The sequence below is a fragment of the Pradoshia sp. TA40_28 genome (assembly GCF_059694525.1).
Window position 1 is genome coordinate 25,358 of the sequence record NZ_JCATZO010000004.1, and the last position, 20,573, is coordinate 45,930.

Sequence of the window (20,573 nt, forward strand, 5' to 3'; positions counted from 1 at the left end):
TATTTCCTCCTCTATTCGCGAGTTAATGCGCTGGTAATTATTCGATTTTGTCCTTGTTTATGAATAGTTGGGTCGCCCTCTGCCGGACTGGATCGTCTTCTTCTGCCGATGTAGGTAACCTTAACTCCTTCTGGTGCTGCTGTTACGAGGCGTGGCTCTACGAAATTCCATGCCCCCATGTTTTTTGGTTCTTCCTGTACCCAAACGATTTCTTTTAGATTAGGATAAGAAGCAAATAACTCTTGTACGCCCTTGAGTGGGAATGGATAAATTTCTTCAATCCGGACAATATGAACCCAATCAAGATCATCTTGAGCTTCAACTGCCTGTGATAAATCAATTGCCATTTTACCTGTACAACAGATGATTCTTTCCACACTGTCTTTGTTAGTGCCTAAGCCCGGCTGCTCAATAAAGGACTTAAATTCACCATCGCTTAATTCTTCAGGAGCACTGGCAACAATCTGGTTTCTAAGCAAGCTTTTCGGTGTCATCAACACGAGCGGACGAACTTCATTTTTGCCCAAAATAGCCGCTTGCCTTCTTAAAATATGGAAGTATTGTGCTGCGGAACTTAAATTTGCTACAGTCCAGTTATTCTCCGCCGCCAATGATAAAAAGCGTTCCAAACGGGCACTGGAATGTTCAGGACCCTGACCTTCATAGCCATGAGGCAACAGCATCACTAAGCCTGATTTTTGACCCCATTTTGCTCGGCCGGCAGCAATAAATTGATCAAAGAATACTTGAGCTGTGTTGGCAAAGTCGCCATATTGCGCTTCCCATAATACAAGCGTATCAGGGGATTGTACATTGTACCCATATTCAAATCCAATAACTGCCGCTTCAGATAACGGACTATTATGAACAGCAAAAGAAGCTTTTGCCCCCTCTAGTCCATGTAATGGAGAGTAGGTTTCACCCGTTTCACTGTCATGCAGGACAATGTTTCTGTGAGCAAAGGTGCCACGCTCAGAGTCCTGACCAGTAAGACGAACTGGAGTACCATCCTGTAAAATACTTGCAAAAGCAAGTGTTTCTGCTAAGGCCCAGTCGACTTTATTTCCTTCGTTTAAAGCATCCTGTCTTCTCATTAGGATTTTATCGAGCTTATTAAATACTTTATAGTTCTCCGGCCTTTTTAGAAGGTCCGCATTTATTTTCTTTAATACATCCAGCTCCACTTTTGTATCTACTTTCGGAATACCGGATTCAATAATCTTAGGAACATCAGCTGCTTCAAGCGGAGAATCTTCTTTAGCCCCAACTTGATTATAGTAATCTTTCAACTTATCAAAAAGTTCCTGTTCTAAACTAGCTACCTCTTCCTCTGTGACAAGCCCCTCTTCAACTAGTTTCTTAGCATACACCTCTCTTGGTGTTGGATGCTCATGCACCATCTTGTACATTTGTGGATTTGTTGTCATTGGCTCATCCATTTCGTTGTGGCCATAACGTCTATATCCAATTAAATCTATTAAAAAGTCTTTTTGGAAGGTTTGGCGATATAAAATAGCCACATATGCTGCCGCCAAGACCGCCTCAGGATCATCTGCATTAACATGTATAATCGGAATTTCATACCCTTTTGCCAGGTCACTTGAGTAACGAGTAGAGCGAGAATCACGGCTTTCTGTTGTAAATCCAATCATATTATTCGCGATAATATGAACAGTTCCTCCCGTTTGATACCCATCAAGGCGACTTAAATTCAAGGTTTCTGCAACAATTCCCTGACCCGGGAAAGCTGCGTCTCCATGTATAATAATAGACATACTGGAATTTTGATCCTGAACAGGATACCCTTTTTGACTTCTGTCATCCTGTACGGCTCTTGTATATCCGTTTACGATTGGATTGACAAATTCCAAGTGACTTGGGTTATTAGCCAACGTAATAATCGCTTCTCTTGTATTTTCTTCTTTAAGTTTACGATCTGCACCTAGATGGTATTTCACATCGCCTGTCCATCCGAACGTAACACCAATTGATCCTTCTGATGGTACTAATTTTTTATCAGGAGCATGTTGGAACTCCGAGAATATTTTTTTGTACGGTTTGCCCAGTACATGAGCTAGTACATTCAATCTACCCCTGTGTGCCATTCCAATATTGATGGAAGTTGTCCCGCCGCGAACGGATTTTGAGACTAATTCGTCAAGGAGTGGCACTAAAGAATCGACACCTTCTATTGAAAATCTCTTTTGTCCAACAAAGGTTTTATGTAAGAATCTTTCAAATCCATCCACTTCTGTTAAGCGCTTTAACAAATTTTTCTTTTTAGCTGCCGAAATAGCAAAACCGGAGGCTGTATGTTCTACCATTTGTGTAAGCCACTTTTTCTCTTCCATGTCATGGATATGATCGAATTCAAAAGCAATCGTTCTAGTGTATAACACTTTTAAATATTCAATAGCTTCATGGCCATCTTTAATATGAGCAGGCAAAACATCACTGATTAGAGAAGCTGGCATCGCTTTCAATTCATCAGTCGTTAAATCATATTTACCTAATCCCAGATTGATATCTTTTTTTTGCTTGCTGTATAACGGATAAATATCCGCGGCCAGATGTCCATTTGTTCGAATATCTTCAGCCAATTTAACAGCCTGAGCAACTTTATACATCATTTGAGATGTAAATTGTGCGCCTGAAACTTCTTTACTTTGATTACCCCTTGTTTGTTCGGTTTCCTCTAAAGTTGGAGGCCCCCACTCTTCAAATAATCTCACCAAATCCGGATCCACTTGCTCTGGGTCCTGTAAAAAAACTTCGTACATTTCCTGGACGTAACCCAAATTTGGCCCCTGAAACTCAAGCCAAGGGTTTGTTACAGGTGTATCAAGTTTCATTATGAAATCCCCCTGTTTAACATTGTTTTGCCTTAATCCTGCGACTGAATAATATATAATAATAACGTTTATCAAAAAAGTCGGAAGGATAAAACATTTCCGACATCATTCTACCATGTTTTGGTGATTATACTCAAAGGTTTACACTTAATTCACGCAGAAATCAAAATTTTCCCATAAATCGACTATTATAAAATAGTGATATAAGAAATATCTATACCACTAGTTCTCCCTTCGGATTAATCCCAAATTGAATCATGCTCGATTCACATACCCATTCATATCCTATTTTTTGATAGATTGAATTAGGGATCGGGTTCAATAAATCCGTATATAGACTGCAAAATGAGTATTTCTCTAACAGTTGCTTCGTAAAAGCATGGACAGAAGAGCTTGCATAGCCATTTCCTCTTTCTTCATCTGGGGTATAAACCAACGAGACTACAATTCCATTTTTCTTCGGACGTGCCCACTTCACCATTGATACCGGTCGATGCTGATCTATCCATAGATATAATGACTGACACTTTATAAACTCATTTGCTTTATCCTGACACTCTTTAAGTGATAAAGATTCAACTGTATATTCAGTGAATGCCTTAATCCATTCAACAACTAAAGGAGCATCTTCAGGGACTGCCGGACGGAGATAACCCGTCGTGGAAGTAATAGGTTTTAGTTTGGTTATCTTATAGATTCCCTGCTGAACACCAACATACCATTCCATCCCCGTTGCTCGCTCCCATTTCTTCGCAAATAATTCAGAAACTTTCTTTTCTCCAGTAACACCCGGAAACATGAATCCAGCTTCCATAAAGGTGTGTACAGCGAATGATATTGCTTCTTCTGGATCAGGAATGCCTGCAATCAACAGATTATGTGGATAGGTTCGTAAGAAAATAAGGACAATCTGATCCTCTTCCTCTACCGTACACATAAATAGTTTTGCAGAATCTATTGGATTTTGGACTAAATGGTTCACGATTCCTAGAATGACATTATGCATCGCTTCCTCTTTTAAAAGAATCGGTTCGATTTTTTCCTTAAATGGCTTAACAGAATCGTAATATGTTATATTCACTATCCCCTCATCCTCCCTTAATCATTTATTTCCCTTTAACAAGCATGTTTATTCCATTCTAATATGTATATAAAAATGAAGGAGTTCGAGGTTACATACTATTTTTATAATTTATCTCTAGAATTGTCGTAAAACAAAAGCAGCAACCCTAGAAAGGATTGCTGCTAAAACATTGCCTATTTATGCGTTGCCTTTACTCATTATATCCAATATACCATTCTGTGGTAATTCGATGATAAAGTGAGTTCCTTCGGGACAGCTTTCAGCAATGGAAATGGTACCTAAATGCTCTATAATCGTTTTCTTAACAAAAGGTAAACCCAAACCCATCCCTCGCTTATCTATTGAGATAAATGGATCAAATACACTTTCCCAGTTAGCTGGCGGGATCCCTTTTCCTGTATCAATAAAATGAATTAAAATCTGTTCATTTTTTAATTCTGTTTTAATCATTATTTTCTTATTCGCTCGATCTTCTGGCATAGCTTCTACGCTATTCTTGATTAAGTTGATGAAAACTTGTCCCAAATTAGTACGATTCACATAGGTAATTAATGGTTGATATTTATTGTGAAACTCTATTTCTACCTGATTCGTTCGCAACATTTCAGAAGATAGGTTAATGGATTCTTGAATAACCTCTATTAAGTTTTCCTTTTTCAGGACCAGGTTAGATGACTTCATATAGTCTTTATAATTATTGGTTAGTTTCCCTAAATGATCAGAAGACTTTTGTATCATATCCAACGTTCTCTTATCTGCATCATTTAAGTCACTACTTTTACTAAGAAGACTCGAGAAACTCTTGATGATTTGGTTGGTATTTTTGACTTCATGAATTAAACTTCCTGCCAAATTCCCAGTATAGTCCAGCTTCTTTTGTCGTTCCATCAAGTTATAGTAACTCTCTTTTAGACTGGTGTTCAACTTAACATAAAAATGAAAAATTGAAATGGAGAATATAATGACTCCAATACTACTTGTAATGGCACCCATAGCAGGAGAAAAATTAAATAAACCGAGTATAATTAGCCAAATGGAAGCTAAAGAAATGGCTGTTAAAAGATTTCTAAAGCTTGGGTTAGAAATTTTCCTTGAAATCCAAAAGACAAGGAATACGAAGATAATAAATCCAAACATATGGGCAATGAATATCCAGCCTAGAGGTCCATATACTGGATAATAAAAACTGGATGAAGCAGCCTTCTCTACAGTTAACCCGCTAATACCCAAATTTGTTAGGTTGATCACATATAAGACTCCGCTCCAAATAGTAAAGAAAATGAGTGATTTTTTAGTAAGCAATACCCGAGAAACTCTCAACAACCAATCAGTCTCTTTTAACATAGTAGGCTGATCTTTTATGATTGTGTACGCTAAATAGAGAACTATTGGCACCCCAAAAGTAGGCCCTATGCGTAAAACTTTAAATAACCATAGAATGGTATTCTCAGAAAAAGTATCTAAAAAATATAGACTTCCAATATCAAGTTGCCAAATGGTAATAAAGGACAAATACAAAAATAGGCTTGATGACAAACTTGAATTATTATACATACTTTTGATAACAAAAGAGACAAGTAAAGGACTTAAACCAATGCTACATACTAGTAATCCGATAATCATTTACTTTCGCACTCCATTGCTGAATAATTGGGTGTGTATTTTTTGATATAAGCACAAGCGTTATTTCCTCCATGTCCATGATTGGTAACGGCAACTTCATTAACTTCCTGATATTTTGTTTCGGTCACAATATTCATCTCTTCATAGCCTTTTTTGGTTGTTCTTATAGTAGGTGGGATAAAATTATGTTCCACACTCAATAGTGAAGATATAACTTGTAAGATTCCACTGGCCCCAAGAGCATTGCCGAACATACTTTTTATTGATGTGTAAGGCGTTTGATGGTTGAATAATTCCCTTGAGCACCTTTCCTCTATACGATCATTTATCTGGATCCCAAGTGCCTGACTGTTGATATAATCTGGGGATCGGCCATATGTGATTTCTTTTAAGGCACTTACCATTTGTTCTCCAGTTTGATCCGTGCTATAAATGTAAATTCCATCATTATTAGAGATAGCGTCTACAAATTCCCCTTTAATTGAAGCTCCGCGATGAAGTGCATCTTCTTCTCTTTCTAATACCAAGGCACCGGCAGCTTCTGCTATTGCAAATCCTTTACTATTTTCTTGGAAAGGTACCGCTCCATCTTTCATATCTTGGTCAAGTGGCAACACTCGTGTTCTAGCAAATGAATAAGTGACCGTTCTGTCAATGGAGCTTTCCGTTCCACCTACTATGGCTACATCAATTTTACCGGACTTCAAATATAGCAAAGCCGATTCGATTGCTTCCAGACTAGATGTGCAACCGGTAGTGATAGTTCTAGTTATACCTTTTGCACCTAAAAAGTAAGCAATTGATGAAGTAATGCTATGATAATTAACATAGTGAGGGAATGTAATAGGTACTTTTTTATATTCATCATTATTGATATGTATAACAGAGTCCTGGAATGGTCTTTCTGTAATGGACCCAAGTGATGTGCCAAAGAAAACTCCAACTTTTTTTCCTTCTATATTAATCCTTGCTGATTCCAATGCCTCTTTTCCTGCCGCGATTCCTAATTTAGAGACTTTAGGTAATCGATTAACTTTCCTATCTTTCTCTAATTCTTCTAATCCATGATGTATTAGTCCAACTATATTGGATTCATTTTTGTATCCTTCATCTTCTAATAATTCCAATGAGTTGACACCTTGTTGTAAATTATATAAAAATTCATCAATATTTCGTGTATTTGGGGCTATTACTCCATAACCACTAACTACTATTTTCATGTTATTTTCCGCCTCAGCTGAGAATATTTACCTAAAAAGTATAACAGAAAACGATTTGTATTGACTATAGGAAAAACCTAATAAAAAAATGTCGGAATAAATAGAATAATAAGTTATTTTGTCGAATCAATAGGTATATTTTCTCATTAAGATTAACAGAAAAGAAGAACTATGTAAAAAATCATTCAACATTAGCTTGGAATGAGTAGAAATAATGCTCTAGGAAAACCACTGAAAACAAAAACCCACTTAGTAAAGTGGGTTGCAGATTAAACTCTCTTCTTTCATAAGGGATCCCTTCCTTAATTCAACATCACATTAATGAATTTATTTATTGATTAAGGCTTCTGAGCCAGTAATTCCATTGTACTATGATAATGAGGTTCTCCATGTGACAGATCTAAAGAGTGTGACTGGCAAAAGCTAATTGATTTAAAGTTTAAAAAATAGCCCTCTAATTCGCTTTTTGTAAAATAATGAATAAACATATCCAAGCACTCGTTATAAAATGAATTTTCCCTCAGCTGCCTATACTGTTCGCTAGCTTTCACTCTACCTGGTTCATGATTATCAAATACATTGATATAGACTAGCCCATTTTTTGACAATCCCTTTTTGACCTTTTCTACAATATTTCTTATATCATGTTCAGGGAAGAAATTGAGTACATTGGAAAGTATAATTAAAGAATAAGAATTAGGTTTTATTTTAAATGATATAATGTCATCAACCTTTGCATCCATATGCAAGTTATATTCTTGCGAAAGTTCCATACACCGCTGTATAGCTGTTTCTGAAATATCGATTCCCTCCACACTGAAACCTTGTTTAGCGAAAAATAACGCATTCCTTCCTTCTCCTACACCTATATCCAGAATCTTACCATTTTGCGGGATCAATTCAGCGTATTTTGATAAGATGCTATTCGGTTGCAGTCCCCATAAATATTCTTTATCAGTAGTTTTATACTCTTCTTCCCAATAATTTAGTTTCATCTTTCCCCTCCAAAACTGTCATTATAATCGACTTATAGTATTTTATTTTTTGAGAAAACATGCTTTCGTTGTAACCATCAAGTTTTTAAAACTTATTTTCTCCATATGAAATAACTAATGCTGATTACTAGGTCAACGCCTACTACTAATGACCATACTTTAAAAATATCTGATAATGCCTCTGTTCTGGTTGGATCATTTATGAAAAATACCATACCTACTAGCAATCCAGCCCCGATACAGTAGGCTAGGAGATGCTGTAACCACCCTTTAAAATAATGTTTGGCATAATCAAGACCAACCCTTTTAATAAGTTTATCGCCTTGCTTAACGATATAATACTGAAACCTTTCATCTGCCCATTGAATCATACTTTTACCAAACGCAATGGATATACCGATATATACGGCTGAGATAGCATGAGCCTTTGTAGCTGTTGCCCCCATATACAAATCTACTCCTGTAATAACTAGTAATATCACATCAACAACAGGTGTCATGGCCAAAAGAAATAAACCTAGTTTCTCTTTTTTAAAAAAATATCTAGTTATCAAGCCCATAATAATAAACACCCAAAACAATACTTCACAAGCTACAATACTCCAAGCAATCGCATTCATGTTATTTCTCCTATTCTATTTTTACGTAAACAGACTGTCTGACTATTATCGTAAATAACCATCCATATATTTTGAATAAATTACCAAAATATGAAATGATAATATATAGATACACAGAATCTTTAGATTACGGGGTGTGCCTGAGATGATACATAAATTACTAGTTGCGGGTTCATTTGTGACAACTGCAACAGCCATTTTTTGCTTATCTTTTTGGATAACGGGTGTTATAGATAGAGAACTGCCTTCTAATGCCGATTCTAATACTCCTGAGGAAGAATATTTATCCCAACTTGGATATTCCAATAATGAATATCAGCTCAAAATTGGTGAAAATAGCTCCGAAATTGATGTTTACAGTATTATGCATAGAATGACTCATAGTAAAATTGAAGTAAAAGAGGAGAAAAATGACTTTATAGAAACATACAATTATGAAGAATTTATCCCGATCACCCATCAAACTATATCTACATTAAAAGAACATATAGAAAAGACAGATTATGCTATGAAAAATGAAATGCTTGCTATTATTGATAAGTGGGAAATAGGCTTTTTTGGCTCTATACAGCAAGATCATGATTGGTGTATAGCCATGCTCGGCGAAATGTAATAAGTAACGATTCAATTGGAATCGTTTCTTTTTTATGTATTTAAAAATGATGTAATGAAGACTCTCTGTCGGTTGAAATTCACATTTGTATGCTATATGAATGTGAACTCCCAAGCTTTTTCTCTACTCTAATCATTCTTCTCTTATACCTGCAAAATATTAATCATTTATATATTCTATAAATGCTTGGATTCCCCTGCTTACATTATGCAAATGCTGTAGATTACCTTCCCCACAATCAGGGACAAAACTCTAGTCATACATTACTAAAAAAAGCTGCCTTCCCAAAAAGTTAGGGAACACAGCTATATCGTTGACTTAACCTTTATACGTTTTTACTTTTTATACCTTCCAATTCACTTATAATCCTAAAAAAGTAAATTAGAAGAACGCTTTAATACTTGCAAGGATTGTGAGCACGCCTATAACAATGACAAACACGTTGCTCATTTTGCCTCTGTATTTTGCTAGTACAGGTACCTTACGAATTGCATACATTGGTAATACACAAAGGATAGCAGCAACCAATGGTCCGCTGAGAGTATCAATTAGTCCAAGAATGCTAGGGTTTGCATAAGCAGTATACCAACATGTTAAGACTACAAAAACTAGAATGGATGTTTTAATTGTTTTCTCTTTTATATTTTTCCCACGGGCTTTACTAGTGGCGATAATCATGTCACGCATCACCTCGTAAGCTCCTACATAATGGCCAAGGAAGGACTTTGTGATGGCCACGAATGCAATAATCGGAGCTGCAATGGCAATTACTGGGGAATCCAGTTCATTGGCTAGATAAGATAGAATAGATAAATTCTGTTCTTTTGCCATGACAAGATCATTTGGAGTTAGACTTAATACACTACTCCAAACAAAGAACATTACAACAGCGAATGTCATGATATAACAAACTTTTTGTATCTGTGCGCATTTGGCGTCAGTAGCATCTCTTCCATAGGTTGCCCTTTGTTTCATAACAAAGGAAGATACGATAGGAGAATGATTAAATGAGAAGACGATAATTGGCAATATCAACAAAATAACTCCTAAATATCCTGTTCCTGATGAAGCTGTTGAAACATTTGAAGCACTAAAGATCGAAGTATTCCATTGCGGAATCAAAGATATGGCGATAAACATCAGCGAAGCTATGAATGGATAGACTAACATACTCATTACTTTGACAGTAATGTCTTGTCCAAAGTTCAAGATCACAATCAGACCGAGTACCAATACAAGAGATAAAATAGCCCTTGGCGGCTCGCTCATATGCAATTGATTTACCATAAAACTACTTGCCGTATTTGTGAGTGCAACCGAATACATAAGCACAATCGTATAAATGGAGAAGAAATATACGATGTTAAAGATGATACTTGCCTTATTCCCAAAATACTCTCTTATTGTACCTGTAATCCCCTGATCAGGAGAATTTGAAGCGGCGATCATTTTAGCAAGTGCCCTATGGGAATAGTACATAACAGGAAAAGCAAGGATGGTAATTAACAGTAATGATAGTAACCCTCCTGAACCTGCATTAATCGGCAAAAAGAGAACACCTGCACCAATGGCTGTTCCAAATAGGCTCAATGCCCAGGTGGTATCTTGTTTATGCCATTTCTGAGGATCTGGAAAATTTTCTTTTACTAAACTATCTTCAACTGGCAAATCGAGTTTTTTCGCTGTATTTCCATTCATAATATAATTTCTCCTTTTATATACCCTCGAGTGTCAAATAAAGCTTCTAAATTGGGACCATTTCTTTAAAGATTCATTACGCACCCGATAAATACCGTTTGAATGGATAAAATCAGTCATCTACTAGTACCCATCTATCCAATCAATATGTTTAGTACCATCGAGCTTAATAAACAACGTTCTTAATGTAAAGGTTTTCATTTTTATCCAAAATTTGCAGATTACATTTATTTTAAACCTAATCAACATTGTCTTCTTATTACTGTAATAATGCCTCAAATAATAATGAGTTACTGTTTCTAATAGTTGAATAAATCCGAATCCAGATACACCACCTTTAGCATAAAATAGAAAAGCTTCAGGTATGAGGGTACCGCATGGCTCTGGCAAGAATACATCTTTCTATTCATAGTGTTTTAATGAACGTTATGAATAACTTTCAAGAGTGTAAGGACATTAATAAATATTGCAAAATTTGTCCATTCTTAAATTGGTCCCTATTAAACTTTTCCAAAAAATTATTATAGTAGTTTTTTTTTACTACTTGCACAAAGTATCACTCAAATGGATTAATATGTCAATCAAAAATAGAGAAAATTTATTTTTGTAAAAATTTTTTACTAGATTGTGATAGGTTTGATATAATTATTGGTAGAAAGTACCTTACAATATAGATTATGCAAAATTAATTTAAGGCCCCGTGGATTTCCTACTTCTGTAAACAAAGCATAGAATTAAAGCGCTTACTTATAATGGAGAATTATAACTTGCATCTAGGGTGTTGATATGTATTTCGTTTCAGCACGTTCCATTAAATAGTTTCGTAAAAGGAGGATTACTGAATTGGATAACGAACTATTTCGACATTATCAAAATATAATGAATTATTTTGGAGAAATTTTAGGAGCTAATTATGAATTTGTTTTACATATTTTAAACGCTGATGGAGGTTCTCATATTGGTCACATAGTTAATGGGGACTTAAGTGAGAGATCTTTAAATAGCCCCTTAACAAACTATGCAAAAAAGTTAATCAACGAAAAGGCTTATCTAAATAATGAGTATGTTGTCGGATATGTCGGCGAAGGTCCACGAGGAAAAAAATTTCGTTCATCCACTCTGTTTATAAAAGATCCTGAAGGTCAAGTACAGGGACTTTTATGTATAAATTTTGATGCAGACGTCTATCGAAAAGTCGCCAAAGATATTTTAAAGTTAGCGAATCTAAGCATGGATATAGAACAGATCGAAAAGAGAACCGATCAAGAACAACCTGTTGAAAAACTTCATGATCACGTACGTACGATCATTTATACAGTTATCGATAAAAATATAGTAGAATCCGGTGCCCAACTATCACCCGATCAAAAGAAACTAGCTATCACTAAATTAAAAGAAAAAGGGATATTTGATAGAAAAGGCACTATTAATGAAGTTTCCGAAATAATGGGGATGTCAGAATCAAGTGTTTATCGGTACCTTAAAATGGTATCACGAAACGAAAAATTAGCCCGGGTGTAAATATGTTGATGAGTGATTTAAATAAGCTGTAGAATCTGTGAATCGAGTTAAAATTCTCAGACTCTACTGCTTATTTTTTAGGATTCAATGATTATGTTCTTCAGTGCACCCACCAATTATAGATCATGATATCTACCTTGTCTTAAGTAAGGATGTACACACAAATTGTACTCCCTCTTACCTATTTTACTTTTTTAAGTGACATTTTTATCATCCTTCTACGGGTACAGCTTTAGAGGGTCTACTGGCTTAATTATTTGCATAACAACTCCTTAGCTGTCTTTCTATTAGGGATCATAAACCCGTTTGTACTATACTAAAGACGAAACAAAATACCGAAGGAGGAGACCTCATCGTGAACGAAATAATGAATACCTTATTATCACACCGCTCCATCCGATCTTATAAGGACAAAACAGTAACGGATGAACAATTAGAACAAATCATGAAAGCTGTCCAAGCTGCACCAAGCTGGATAAATGGACAACAAGTTTCCGTTATTGCCGTTAAAGACCCTATCAGAAAGAAAAAGTTTGCAGAGCTTTGCGGCGGGCAAAAACATATTGAAGAGGCCCCTGTATTCCTCGTATTCTGCTCAGACTTTTATAGAGCTTATTTATCCAGCAAACTCGAAAACACCCCATTTGCGGTCCCTGAAAATATTGATACATTATTGGTCGGGGCTACTGATGTTGGAATTGCTCTAGAAGCAGCCATTACAGCATCTGAATCATTAGGCCTTGGTACAGTCTGCATTGGCGGTATACGGAGAAATTTAGATGAAGTCATAAAAGAACTTAACCTACCTTCCTATGTTCTTCCCATTGCAGGCCTATGTATCGGCTATCCAGCAGAAGATCCAGGTTTAAAACCACGCCTGCCGGTAAAAGCGGTCTATCATAGTGAAACCTATCAGCACGATATACAAGAAGAACTTGAAGCTTATAATCAAATATACTCAGATTACCTATCCGAGCGTTCAGGTGGCCAACAGTCAAGTACATGGACAAAAGCGGTATCCAGCTTTTATAGCAAAATCTATTATCAAGGCATTGATGAGGCGATTGATCAGCAAATGCTGAAACGTCACCATAAAAAATAAATGGTAGTGATTATATAGAAACAAAAGGAAGAGAAGCATCCATAAGCCTTCTCTTCCTTTTTGCTCTTTTTATTACCCCTATGATTCTATTTTCATAACTTTAAAGTTATTTTACATGAGTAATTTATCATTCCGTGGTAAAATGTCCATTAATAGCAAATCTTTGGAATATAAGGATAAATATGATAGTTTATGTCGGAATTTATGATTCAGCAAGGAGGAAACATATGAACTTAACAAAAAAGATTATCTATGCATTAATTTTAGGTGCCCTTGTAGGTCTTTCCCTAAATATTTTCTCCCCATCTCTATTTGAAACACTCAACAAATTTCTTTTCGATCCTTTAGGCACCATCTTTATTAATCTGATTAAATTGTTAGTAGTCCCAATTGTATTGTTTTCCATTATTTTAGGCGTAGCTGGCCTGGGAGATCCTAAAAAACTTGGATCCATCGGTTTTAAAACCGTTTTCTACTTCCTATGTACAACAGGTATAGCCATTATATTGGCCATCGTTCTTGCGATTGTTATTTCTCCGGGAACAAAAGGCGAATTTGATACAGAAAACGCAACTTTTGAGGCTGAAGAAGCCCCTTCAATCGGAGAAACATTCATTACCATTATTCCAGATAATCCGCTCATGGCCATGGCAGAAGGTAATATGCTACAAATTATTTTCATGGCTGCTTTAATAGGATTCGCTTTAACCGCTTTAGGAAAAAAAACAGAAGGAATTGTAAAGCTGGTTGAGCAAGGGAACGAATTGGTCATGTATCTCGTAACCTGGGTAATGAAATTAGCTCCATATGGAACATTTGGTCTGATTGCTTCAGCAATTGGAGAACAAGGCTACAGTGCAATGAAAGCGATGGCATTATATATGATAGTCGTTGTAATTGCGCTAATCCTTCATACTCTATTGGTTTATGGAGGAACCATTTTCTTCTTCGCGCGCAAAAGTCCAATATGGTTCTTTAAAGGCTTTGCACCTGCCATGACAGTTGGATTCAGTACATCAAGCAGTAATGCCACTTTACCTCTATCCATGGAAGCGGCTCAGGATAATTTAGGTGTTAAAAAAGAAATATCAAGCTTTGTTCAACCTCTAGGAGCGACAATCAATATGGACGGAACAGCCATCATGCAGGGTGTTGCCACCATCTTTATCGCTCAAGTCTATGGTGTAGATTTATCGTTTACGGCCTTAGTTACTGTTGTGTTAACAGCTGTTCTTGCCAGCATTGGTACAGCAGGTGTACCTGGTGTAGGACTGATTATGCTTGCCATGGTACTTAGCTCCGTCAACTTGCCTGTTGAAGGGATCGGGTTAATTCTTGGGATCGACCGTATTCTGGATATGGCACGAACATCTGTCAATATTACAGGTGATGCAGCCTGTGCTGTCATGATTAATGAACAAGAAAAACGAAAAGAACAAAATGCTGCATAATCATAAATACTAGCATTATATACTATTTATATATCCTTATATCCGCTGCATCTTTATTGCGATAAACCTCGTAAATAAAGATGCAGTTTTTATCTCAAAACTTATCAAAGCAAAGAAAACAAAAATTGATTTCCTTGAGGCTCTTTGAAAAAATTCAAAAAAACCATCGCGTCTATAAAGTAGCGAGGATTCCATATTTTTATTTTACAGCTGGATTGCTCCCTGCACCACAAGTCCATTGATAAACTGTTGCCATTTCTTACAATCTAATTCCTATCACAGTCCATCATGCAAGATAATAGGAATTCTCCAGCGTCAGCTCTGAGTGTTTTCCAAGCTGAAATGCTGAAGAATCTAATCCTTACAACCATACGGAATAACATGGTCGACTGAAGAAAAAGATTCCGAGTATAAGGCAGCTCTATGTCCGGCTTATCTACAAGTAAGAATCTACGACTTTGCTTCCCTTTTAACCCGTTAAAAATGGAACGGAAAGGACTGCCTTGCTGGTCATGATGCCGACAATATCTCGTAGGATAGGCGTGCCAGCAAAAGCGTAAGGACACTTCCTTGACTGTCTGACAATAATTGTATTACATGTAATATTTGGTATAATTAAATAAACTGAATTTTATAAAAAGGGGTGTGGCATTGTTAAAGAAACTGACAAATCGAATCTCTCAAATTACGTTGCCTTCTGTCTATAATCGTCACGTACATTGTTATTTACTCGAATTTAATACATATTATGTACTGATTGATTGTGGTGAGAATAATAATGAATCGAAAATATTCTGGCAACAGTTTTTAAAGACATTAACTAAGCCTATTACACATCTCATTATTTCGCATATTCATACAGATCATATCGGCTGTTGCCATTTACTACAAAAGCAGATGCCTTTATGTATTATCGCATCAGTAATCAGCAAACGAAAGCTCCAAACTATGCAGCAGGACACAACAAACCATGGTCTTATTAAAAGTGCTGCTCGCTATGGTATTACATACCCCTATCAACAAAAGCAATTACTTAATGAAGCAGAGGCATATGATTTTCAAATTGATGAAACATTTGAAGAAGATCATAGGTTTCATTTTGACGACTACACATTCCAAGCCATCGCAACTCCTGGGCATTCCATTGACCAATTTTCTTTTTATGCTGAAAACGACCAAGTATTATTTGCCAGTGACCATTTAATAGCAGATTTCAGCCCCGTATTAATTATAGAAGAAACATTTCAAAACCCACTTCAAATCTATTTAAATTCTTTAGATAAGCTTACATCCCTTCCAATGACTCTTGGATTTTCTGGCCATGGAGCCATGATCGAACAACCTGCCGAGTTAATCGAGACGTTAAAACATCGTCATTTTAAAAAATTGCAGGCAATTCAACAACATTTACAGCAGCAATCTTATACTGCTGAGGAACTGCTCTATCTTTTATATAAAAAAGATACATCGAATTCCTCACCTCAACTTATGCAGCTACTAAGCTATTTAAATTATTTAATGTATGAAAGTAAAATATCCCAAGATAATTTTTCCCTATCAGCCCACTAAAAAAGCAAGGCATTTGATCGAGCCTTGCTTTTTTGCTTATTTAATTAAAGGTATTAAATGATTCCTTGGCTTTTTAAATGAGCGATTTCTTGTTCAGCATACCCTAGTTGCTGGAGTACCTCATTTGTATGCTGACCAAGCAAAGGGGGGGGTGAATGTACAATCGCTGGTGTACCCGAAAATTTAACCGGGAATGCTGGTACTTGTAAGTCAGGTACATTTGGATGGGCTATTGGCACCATCATTTCTCGTGCAATGACTTGGGGGTTTTGCAACACTTGTTCAATATTTTGAATTGGTCCACATGGCACGCCTTCATTCGTCAAAGCATCGATAATAGTTTCCGCGGTCATTGTTGAAAATCTATCATTCATAATTATCTCCAGCTCCACTCGAAGGGCAACACGGTCTTTATTATAAAGGAACCTCTCATCAATTAACAAATCTCGCCAGTCTAATGCATGACATAACTTTTTCCATAATCCATCATTTGCAACGGCAAGTACTATGTCATCCGTTTTAGTCCGAAATCCGCCATATGGAACAAGCGTCCCATGTGCAGTTCCCATACGTTTTGGATAGGTTCCTGTTGCCACATAGCCTGTTGCCATGTGGTTTAGCAAGGCAACTTGGCAGTCTAATAGACTAGCATCTAAATATTGTCCGACCCCATTCTTCTGGACGCCCATCAATGCACTGACAATGGAAAATGCAGCAAAGATTCCTGTTGATAAGTCTGCAATAGACATCCCTGCTTTTGCCGGTGCTTCCTCTGTTCCAGTAATGCTCATTAACCCCCCGTATGCTTGCAGCAATACATCATAACCAGCCCGATCCTTTTCTGGGCCTGTCCGCCCAAAACCCGATATTGAGCAGAAAACAATTCGTGGATTAATCTCTTTTATCACTTCATAGCCAATTCCCAGTTTTTCCATCGTACCTGTCCGGAAGTTCTCTACAAGAACATCCGCTGTGCTTACTAGCCTTTTGATAATCTCAATACCTGCCTCTGTCTTTAAATTGACAGTAATGCCTTTTTTATTTCGATTAGCTGATAAATAATAACAACTTTCATCATTCCATATTGGCGGTGTGAATCTCCTAGATTCGTCCCCTACATTCGTTTGCTCCACTTTAATAATATCTGCTCCCATATCTGAGAGCATCATAGTTGCGTATGGTCCGGCTAGTGTTCTAGATAAATCCAAAACTTTTATGCCGCTTAATGGCTGTTCCATGTAATCACTCCCGTATAGCGGTTATTTCACGTATTCTTTAATCAATTGAGAGGCAATTATATTTTTTTGAATTTCCGATGTCCCTTCATAAATCTTCGTAATCCGGGCATCACGATAATAACGCTCAATGGCATATTCACGAATATAACCAATGCCTCCATGAATCTGCACCGCTTTATCTGCTACACGGTTATAAACTTCTGAACCAAATAGCTTCACCATTGCTGCTTCTTTGATTACTTTTTGTTCACGGTCTACTAAGCCGGCCACATGATATGTTAAAGCTCTCAGGGATTCGATATCCAATGCCATTTCAGCTAGATAATGTTGAATGATTTGCTGCTGTATAATCGGCTTCCCAAATTGAACACGTTCACTTGCATATTTGACGGACATTTCCAACAATTTTTGGGATGAACCTAAGTTTCGTGCAGCTAACCCAGCACGACCATTCGCTAAGATCTTCAATGCATTGACATAGCCCATACCTTCTTCACCAAGTACGTTTTCGACTGGTACTTCACAATCTTCAAGGAAAACTTCCGCAGTATGAGAGCCACGCAAACCCATTTTTTCCTCATGCTTTCCAATAATTAATCCTGGGAAATCTTTTTCAATAATAAAGGATGTAATTCCTTTTGCACCTTTCCCTTTATCCGTTATAGCCATTAAAGTAAATACAGTTGCCTCTGGCGCATTCGTAATATAGTGCTTCGAGCCATTTATCACATATTTATCGCCTTTGCGTACGGCTGTTGTTTGCAAGGCAGTTGCATCAGACCCTGCACTTGGCTCTGTAAGAGCAAATGCGCCAATATATTCTCCCGTGGCCATTTTCGGCAAGTATTTTTGCTTTTGCTGTTCATTCCCAATTTCCACAATACCTACTGATCCAATACCTGTATGCGCACCAATTAACGTAGTGTAGCCATTAATGGTACGGCCAAGCTCCTCATAAATACCGCATTTCCCGGTCATATCCAAGCCTAAACCGCCATACTCTTCAGGAATACTAAGGCCAAATAAGCCCATTTCTTGACTCATTTTCAAAATCCGTTCTGGCACTTGATCCTCTCTCTCAATGTGGTCTGCAACAGCATCTACCTCATTGTCGATAAAGTCGCGTACTCCTCGCTTTAAATCTAATAAGTCTTCTGTCAGTACATTCACCATCTGATTCATCCTTTAGTTAATTTTATTTTTTTTGCTACTTCCTCTTCTAAAATTGGCAGCATGTCTAATAATGTATGAAATCCTAATGCAGAAGTTAGTTGGAATACTTCTAGTAGTTCTCCTTGTGTTGCGCCACACTGTATAGCATTTTTTATATGTACCTCTATGCCCTTTTCAAATAAATGGGTAGTTGAAGAATCTATGGCTATATAAATGAATTCAATGATTTTTGGCTCTAATATCCCTCTGCGTGTCGGTATAGTTAAAAAATCATAATAAGCTTCAAAGTAAGCTGTATCCATATGAATTAAGTCGTCCCGAAAATCATTCCAGTAGCCCATCGTTGCAATAAACTTTTCTTTGAGTACTTGCTGCTCAGGAGTATACGTTAACTTATTCGATAATTTCTCTTCAGTGCGATAGTGCGCCATCATTATTGGAATTCCGACTGCGCAAGTATGCACACCTAAAATACTGACGGTTTTTAATACTTCGGCAATCTCTTCCTGAGTCGCATTGGCTTCTAATGCCTGTTTAATATGAAATTGAACCGCCTCTTTATTTAAATGTGTTGGAGAGGCACTTAACGCAATATTAATTAATTCTTTCGTTTTTGTATCTAAATGCTTACTGCGCCAAGGTGCTGCGGTAAATTGTTCAAACACTTTTTGAAAATCCGGATCATGTTGTAAATACCGCATAATTTTTTCATTTATATAGGTTGGAGACTGCTGCATATATCACTGCCTCCTACTCACCAAAATCATCCGGTACTGCACCAATTTTACGGCGGAAATAAAGCATTGGTTCATGGTCATTTTTTTCAATATCTATTACTTCTCCAATTAAAATATAATGATCGCCTGCATCCACAACTTGATGCTTCTTACAAACTAAGTTAGCAAACGCCTCTTTAATAATTGGTACATTTGATTCGGTCATTTCCCATGAACATTTACTAAAGCGGTCTGGCTCTGATCGACTTGCAAAAGCCCAACAAATATCTGATTGCTCTGCTGCTAAAATATTGACAGCGAAATGATTAGCTTCATCAAAAGCAGCATAGCTTCCTGATTTTTTATCAATACACCATAGGATTAATAGCGGATCAATCGAAACAGATACAAACGAATTGGCAGTTAGTCCGACTGGCTGTTGTTCTTTATCGACTGTCGTTACCACTGTAACGCCTGATGGATAGCTACCCATTACCTCTTTAAATAATTGTTCTGATGTCGCTTGTATATTTGTCATACAACTTCCTCCTTGATATTTTTTAAACTCATCATGTACTCTGAAAAATGCCTAGTTAAAGCTTGTAATTGACTATCCACTTCTGCTGATATCCTATTTTGCTTGGTAAATTGAGAGGACAGAACAAAAGCATATTCTGGGAAAGAATACATTTTTAAATAATTGGCAACTGGTTTAATTGAACTTTCTACAGCTAAGTAATGCTGCTCATTACCGCCGCTCACCGCAAAAAGAACACTTTTATTCGCAAAAGCATGAACTGGTACAAGCTCGAAAATATTTTTAAGCACACTAGGCATAGCACTATGCAAAATGGTCGTTCCGACAATAAATGCATCTGCCTCTGTTATTTTTTTAATAAAAGCTTGCGTATCAGTGTTATAAGCCTCTGTAGACCGTCCATCGCAAAAATTCAAATCATATTGGCGTGCATCTATGAAATCAATCTCAATATCGGGCTTATGCGTTTTCACTTGTTTAAGCAATGTATCTACTAAAATAGCTGGCTTTGAACCTACCAATGTTCCGCTAATACCTAGTAATTTCATCTTATACCCCTC

At 36.8% G+C, this 20,573-nt stretch carries 17 protein-coding genes; 5 read left to right on the plus strand and 12 right to left on the minus strand.

Translation table 11 applies throughout. The features are described 5' to 3' along the window. Positions 1–11: 11 nt before the first annotated feature. From sucA to AC58NB_RS06145, 6 genes are all read right to left on the minus strand, one after another. Positions 12–2,852, minus strand: coding sequence for a 2-oxoglutarate dehydrogenase E1 component (sucA, locus tag AC58NB_RS06120; RefSeq protein WP_497425945.1), 2,841 nt, complete (start codon positions 2,850–2,852; stop codon positions 12–14). A gap of 214 nt (positions 2,853–3,066) precedes the next feature. After that, positions 3,067–3,933, minus strand: coding sequence for a GNAT family N-acetyltransferase (locus tag AC58NB_RS06125; RefSeq protein ID WP_497425946.1), 867 nt, complete (start codon positions 3,931–3,933; stop codon positions 3,067–3,069). A 180-nt stretch (positions 3,934–4,113) separates the two neighbouring features. Further along, positions 4,114–5,259, minus strand: coding sequence for an ATP-binding protein (locus AC58NB_RS06130; RefSeq protein ID WP_497425947.1), 1,146 nt, complete (start codon positions 5,257–5,259; stop codon positions 4,114–4,116). Between the two features lie 296 nt (positions 5,260–5,555). After that, positions 5,556–6,779 (minus strand): beta-ketoacyl synthase N-terminal-like domain-containing protein, encoded by a 1,224-nt coding sequence (locus tag AC58NB_RS06135; protein ID WP_497425948.1) that lies wholly within the window; start codon positions 6,777–6,779, stop codon positions 5,556–5,558. A 338-nt stretch (positions 6,780–7,117) separates the two neighbouring features. Beyond that, complete coding sequence (locus AC58NB_RS06140; RefSeq protein WP_497425949.1) at positions 7,118–7,774, minus strand: class I SAM-dependent methyltransferase; 657 nt, start codon at positions 7,772–7,774, stop codon at positions 7,118–7,120. 92 nt (positions 7,775–7,866) lie between these two features. Beyond that, the gene (locus AC58NB_RS06145; protein WP_497425950.1) at positions 7,867–8,394 is read right to left on the minus strand and encodes a hypothetical protein; all 528 of its coding nucleotides are present in this window, start codon (positions 8,392–8,394) and stop codon (positions 7,867–7,869) included. Between the two features lie 145 nt (positions 8,395–8,539). Between AC58NB_RS06145 and AC58NB_RS06150 the strand changes: the two genes are divergently transcribed. Then, complete coding sequence (locus tag AC58NB_RS06150; RefSeq protein WP_497425951.1) at positions 8,540–9,007, plus strand: DUF6241 domain-containing protein; 468 nt, start codon at positions 8,540–8,542, stop codon at positions 9,005–9,007. A gap of 381 nt (positions 9,008–9,388) precedes the next feature. Here the strand turns inward: AC58NB_RS06150 and AC58NB_RS06155 are convergent, their stop codons facing one another. After that, positions 9,389–10,705, minus strand: a complete 1,317-nt coding sequence (locus tag AC58NB_RS06155; RefSeq protein WP_497425952.1) for an aromatic amino acid transport family protein — start codon at positions 10,703–10,705, stop codon at positions 9,389–9,391. Between the two features lie 843 nt (positions 10,706–11,548). Between AC58NB_RS06155 and AC58NB_RS06160 the strand changes: the two genes are divergently transcribed. The 4 genes from AC58NB_RS06160 (at position 11,549) to AC58NB_RS06175 (ending at position 16,348) form a co-directional block, all read left to right on the plus strand. Continuing rightward, complete coding sequence (locus tag AC58NB_RS06160; RefSeq protein ID WP_497425953.1) at positions 11,549–12,226, plus strand: helix-turn-helix transcriptional regulator; 678 nt, start codon at positions 11,549–11,551, stop codon at positions 12,224–12,226. Between the two features lie 355 nt (positions 12,227–12,581). Beyond that, positions 12,582–13,328 carry an NADPH-dependent oxidoreductase gene (locus AC58NB_RS06165; protein WP_497425954.1) on the plus strand — a complete coding sequence of 249 codons (747 nt, stop codon included), beginning with the start codon at positions 12,582–12,584 and terminating at the stop codon, positions 13,326–13,328. A gap of 227 nt (positions 13,329–13,555) precedes the next feature. Next, entirely contained in the window at positions 13,556–14,779 is a 1,224-nt protein-coding gene (locus AC58NB_RS06170) for a dicarboxylate/amino acid:cation symporter (RefSeq protein WP_497425955.1), read from the plus strand. 651 nt (positions 14,780–15,430) lie between these two features. After that, positions 15,431–16,348: an MBL fold metallo-hydrolase gene (locus AC58NB_RS06175; RefSeq protein WP_497425956.1), complete on the plus strand. Its 918-nt coding sequence runs from the start codon at positions 15,431–15,433 to the stop codon at positions 16,346–16,348. 53 nt (positions 16,349–16,401) lie between these two features. Here AC58NB_RS06175 and AC58NB_RS06180 read toward each other — a convergent pair whose 3' ends face one another. The 5 genes from AC58NB_RS06180 to AC58NB_RS06200 are packed head-to-tail and all read right to left on the minus strand — an operon-like array spanning position 16,402 to position 20,561. Then, the gene (locus AC58NB_RS06180) at positions 16,402–17,586 is read right to left on the minus strand and encodes a CaiB/BaiF CoA transferase family protein (RefSeq protein WP_497425957.1); all 1,185 of its coding nucleotides are present in this window, start codon (positions 17,584–17,586) and stop codon (positions 16,402–16,404) included. Positions 17,587–17,607: 21 nt separating this feature from the next. Beyond that, positions 17,608–18,759 carry an acyl-CoA dehydrogenase family protein gene (locus tag AC58NB_RS06185; protein WP_497425958.1) on the minus strand — a complete coding sequence of 384 codons (1,152 nt, stop codon included), beginning with the start codon at positions 18,757–18,759 and terminating at the stop codon, positions 17,608–17,610. A 5-nt stretch (positions 18,760–18,764) separates the two neighbouring features. Then, positions 18,765–19,496, minus strand: a complete 732-nt coding sequence (locus AC58NB_RS06190) for a carboxymuconolactone decarboxylase family protein (RefSeq protein WP_497425959.1) — start codon at positions 19,494–19,496, stop codon at positions 18,765–18,767. A gap of 13 nt (positions 19,497–19,509) precedes the next feature. Then, complete coding sequence (locus AC58NB_RS06195; RefSeq protein WP_497425960.1) at positions 19,510–20,013, minus strand: flavin reductase family protein; 504 nt, start codon at positions 20,011–20,013, stop codon at positions 19,510–19,512. Then, on the minus strand, positions 20,010–20,561 hold the full coding sequence (locus AC58NB_RS06200; RefSeq protein ID WP_497425961.1) for an NADPH-dependent FMN reductase: 552 nt from the start codon (positions 20,559–20,561) through the stop codon (positions 20,010–20,012). The genes AC58NB_RS06195 and AC58NB_RS06200 overlap by 4 nt, the downstream gene beginning before the upstream one ends. Positions 20,562–20,573: the final 12 nt, after the last annotated feature.

Bases quoted from the DNA above. Each gene is read 5' to 3' on its own strand.
- AC58NB_RS06135 (WP_497425948.1), bottom strand. From the start codon at position 6,779: ATGAAAATAGTAGTTAGTGGTTATGGAGTAATAGCCCCAAATACACGA.
- AC58NB_RS06170 (WP_497425955.1), top strand. From the start codon at position 13,556: ATGAACTTAACAAAAAAGATTATCTATGCATTAATTTTAGGTGCCCTT.
- AC58NB_RS06190 (WP_497425959.1), bottom strand. From the start codon at position 19,496: ATGCAGCAGTCTCCAACCTATATAAATGAAAAAATTATGCGGTATTTA.
- AC58NB_RS06180 (WP_497425957.1), bottom strand. From the start codon at position 17,586: ATGGAACAGCCATTAAGCGGCATAAAAGTTTTGGATTTATCTAGAACA.
- AC58NB_RS06155 (WP_497425952.1), bottom strand. From the start codon at position 10,705: ATGAATGGAAATACAGCGAAAAAACTCGATTTGCCAGTTGAAGATAGT.
- AC58NB_RS06195 (WP_497425960.1), bottom strand. From the start codon at position 20,013: ATGACAAATATACAAGCGACATCAGAACAATTATTTAAAGAGGTAATG.
- sucA (WP_497425945.1), bottom strand. From the start codon at position 2,852: ATGAAACTTGATACACCTGTAACAAACCCTTGGCTTGAGTTTCAGGGG.
- AC58NB_RS06185 (WP_497425958.1), bottom strand. From the start codon at position 18,759: ATGGTGAATGTACTGACAGAAGACTTATTAGATTTAAAGCGAGGAGTA.
- AC58NB_RS06150 (WP_497425951.1), top strand. From the start codon at position 8,540: ATGATACATAAATTACTAGTTGCGGGTTCATTTGTGACAACTGCAACA.
- AC58NB_RS06200 (WP_497425961.1), bottom strand. From the start codon at position 20,561: ATGAAATTACTAGGTATTAGCGGAACATTGGTAGGTTCAAAGCCAGCT.
- AC58NB_RS06145 (WP_497425950.1), bottom strand. From the start codon at position 8,394: ATGAATGCGATTGCTTGGAGTATTGTAGCTTGTGAAGTATTGTTTTGG.
- AC58NB_RS06140 (WP_497425949.1), bottom strand. From the start codon at position 7,774: ATGAAACTAAATTATTGGGAAGAAGAGTATAAAACTACTGATAAAGAA.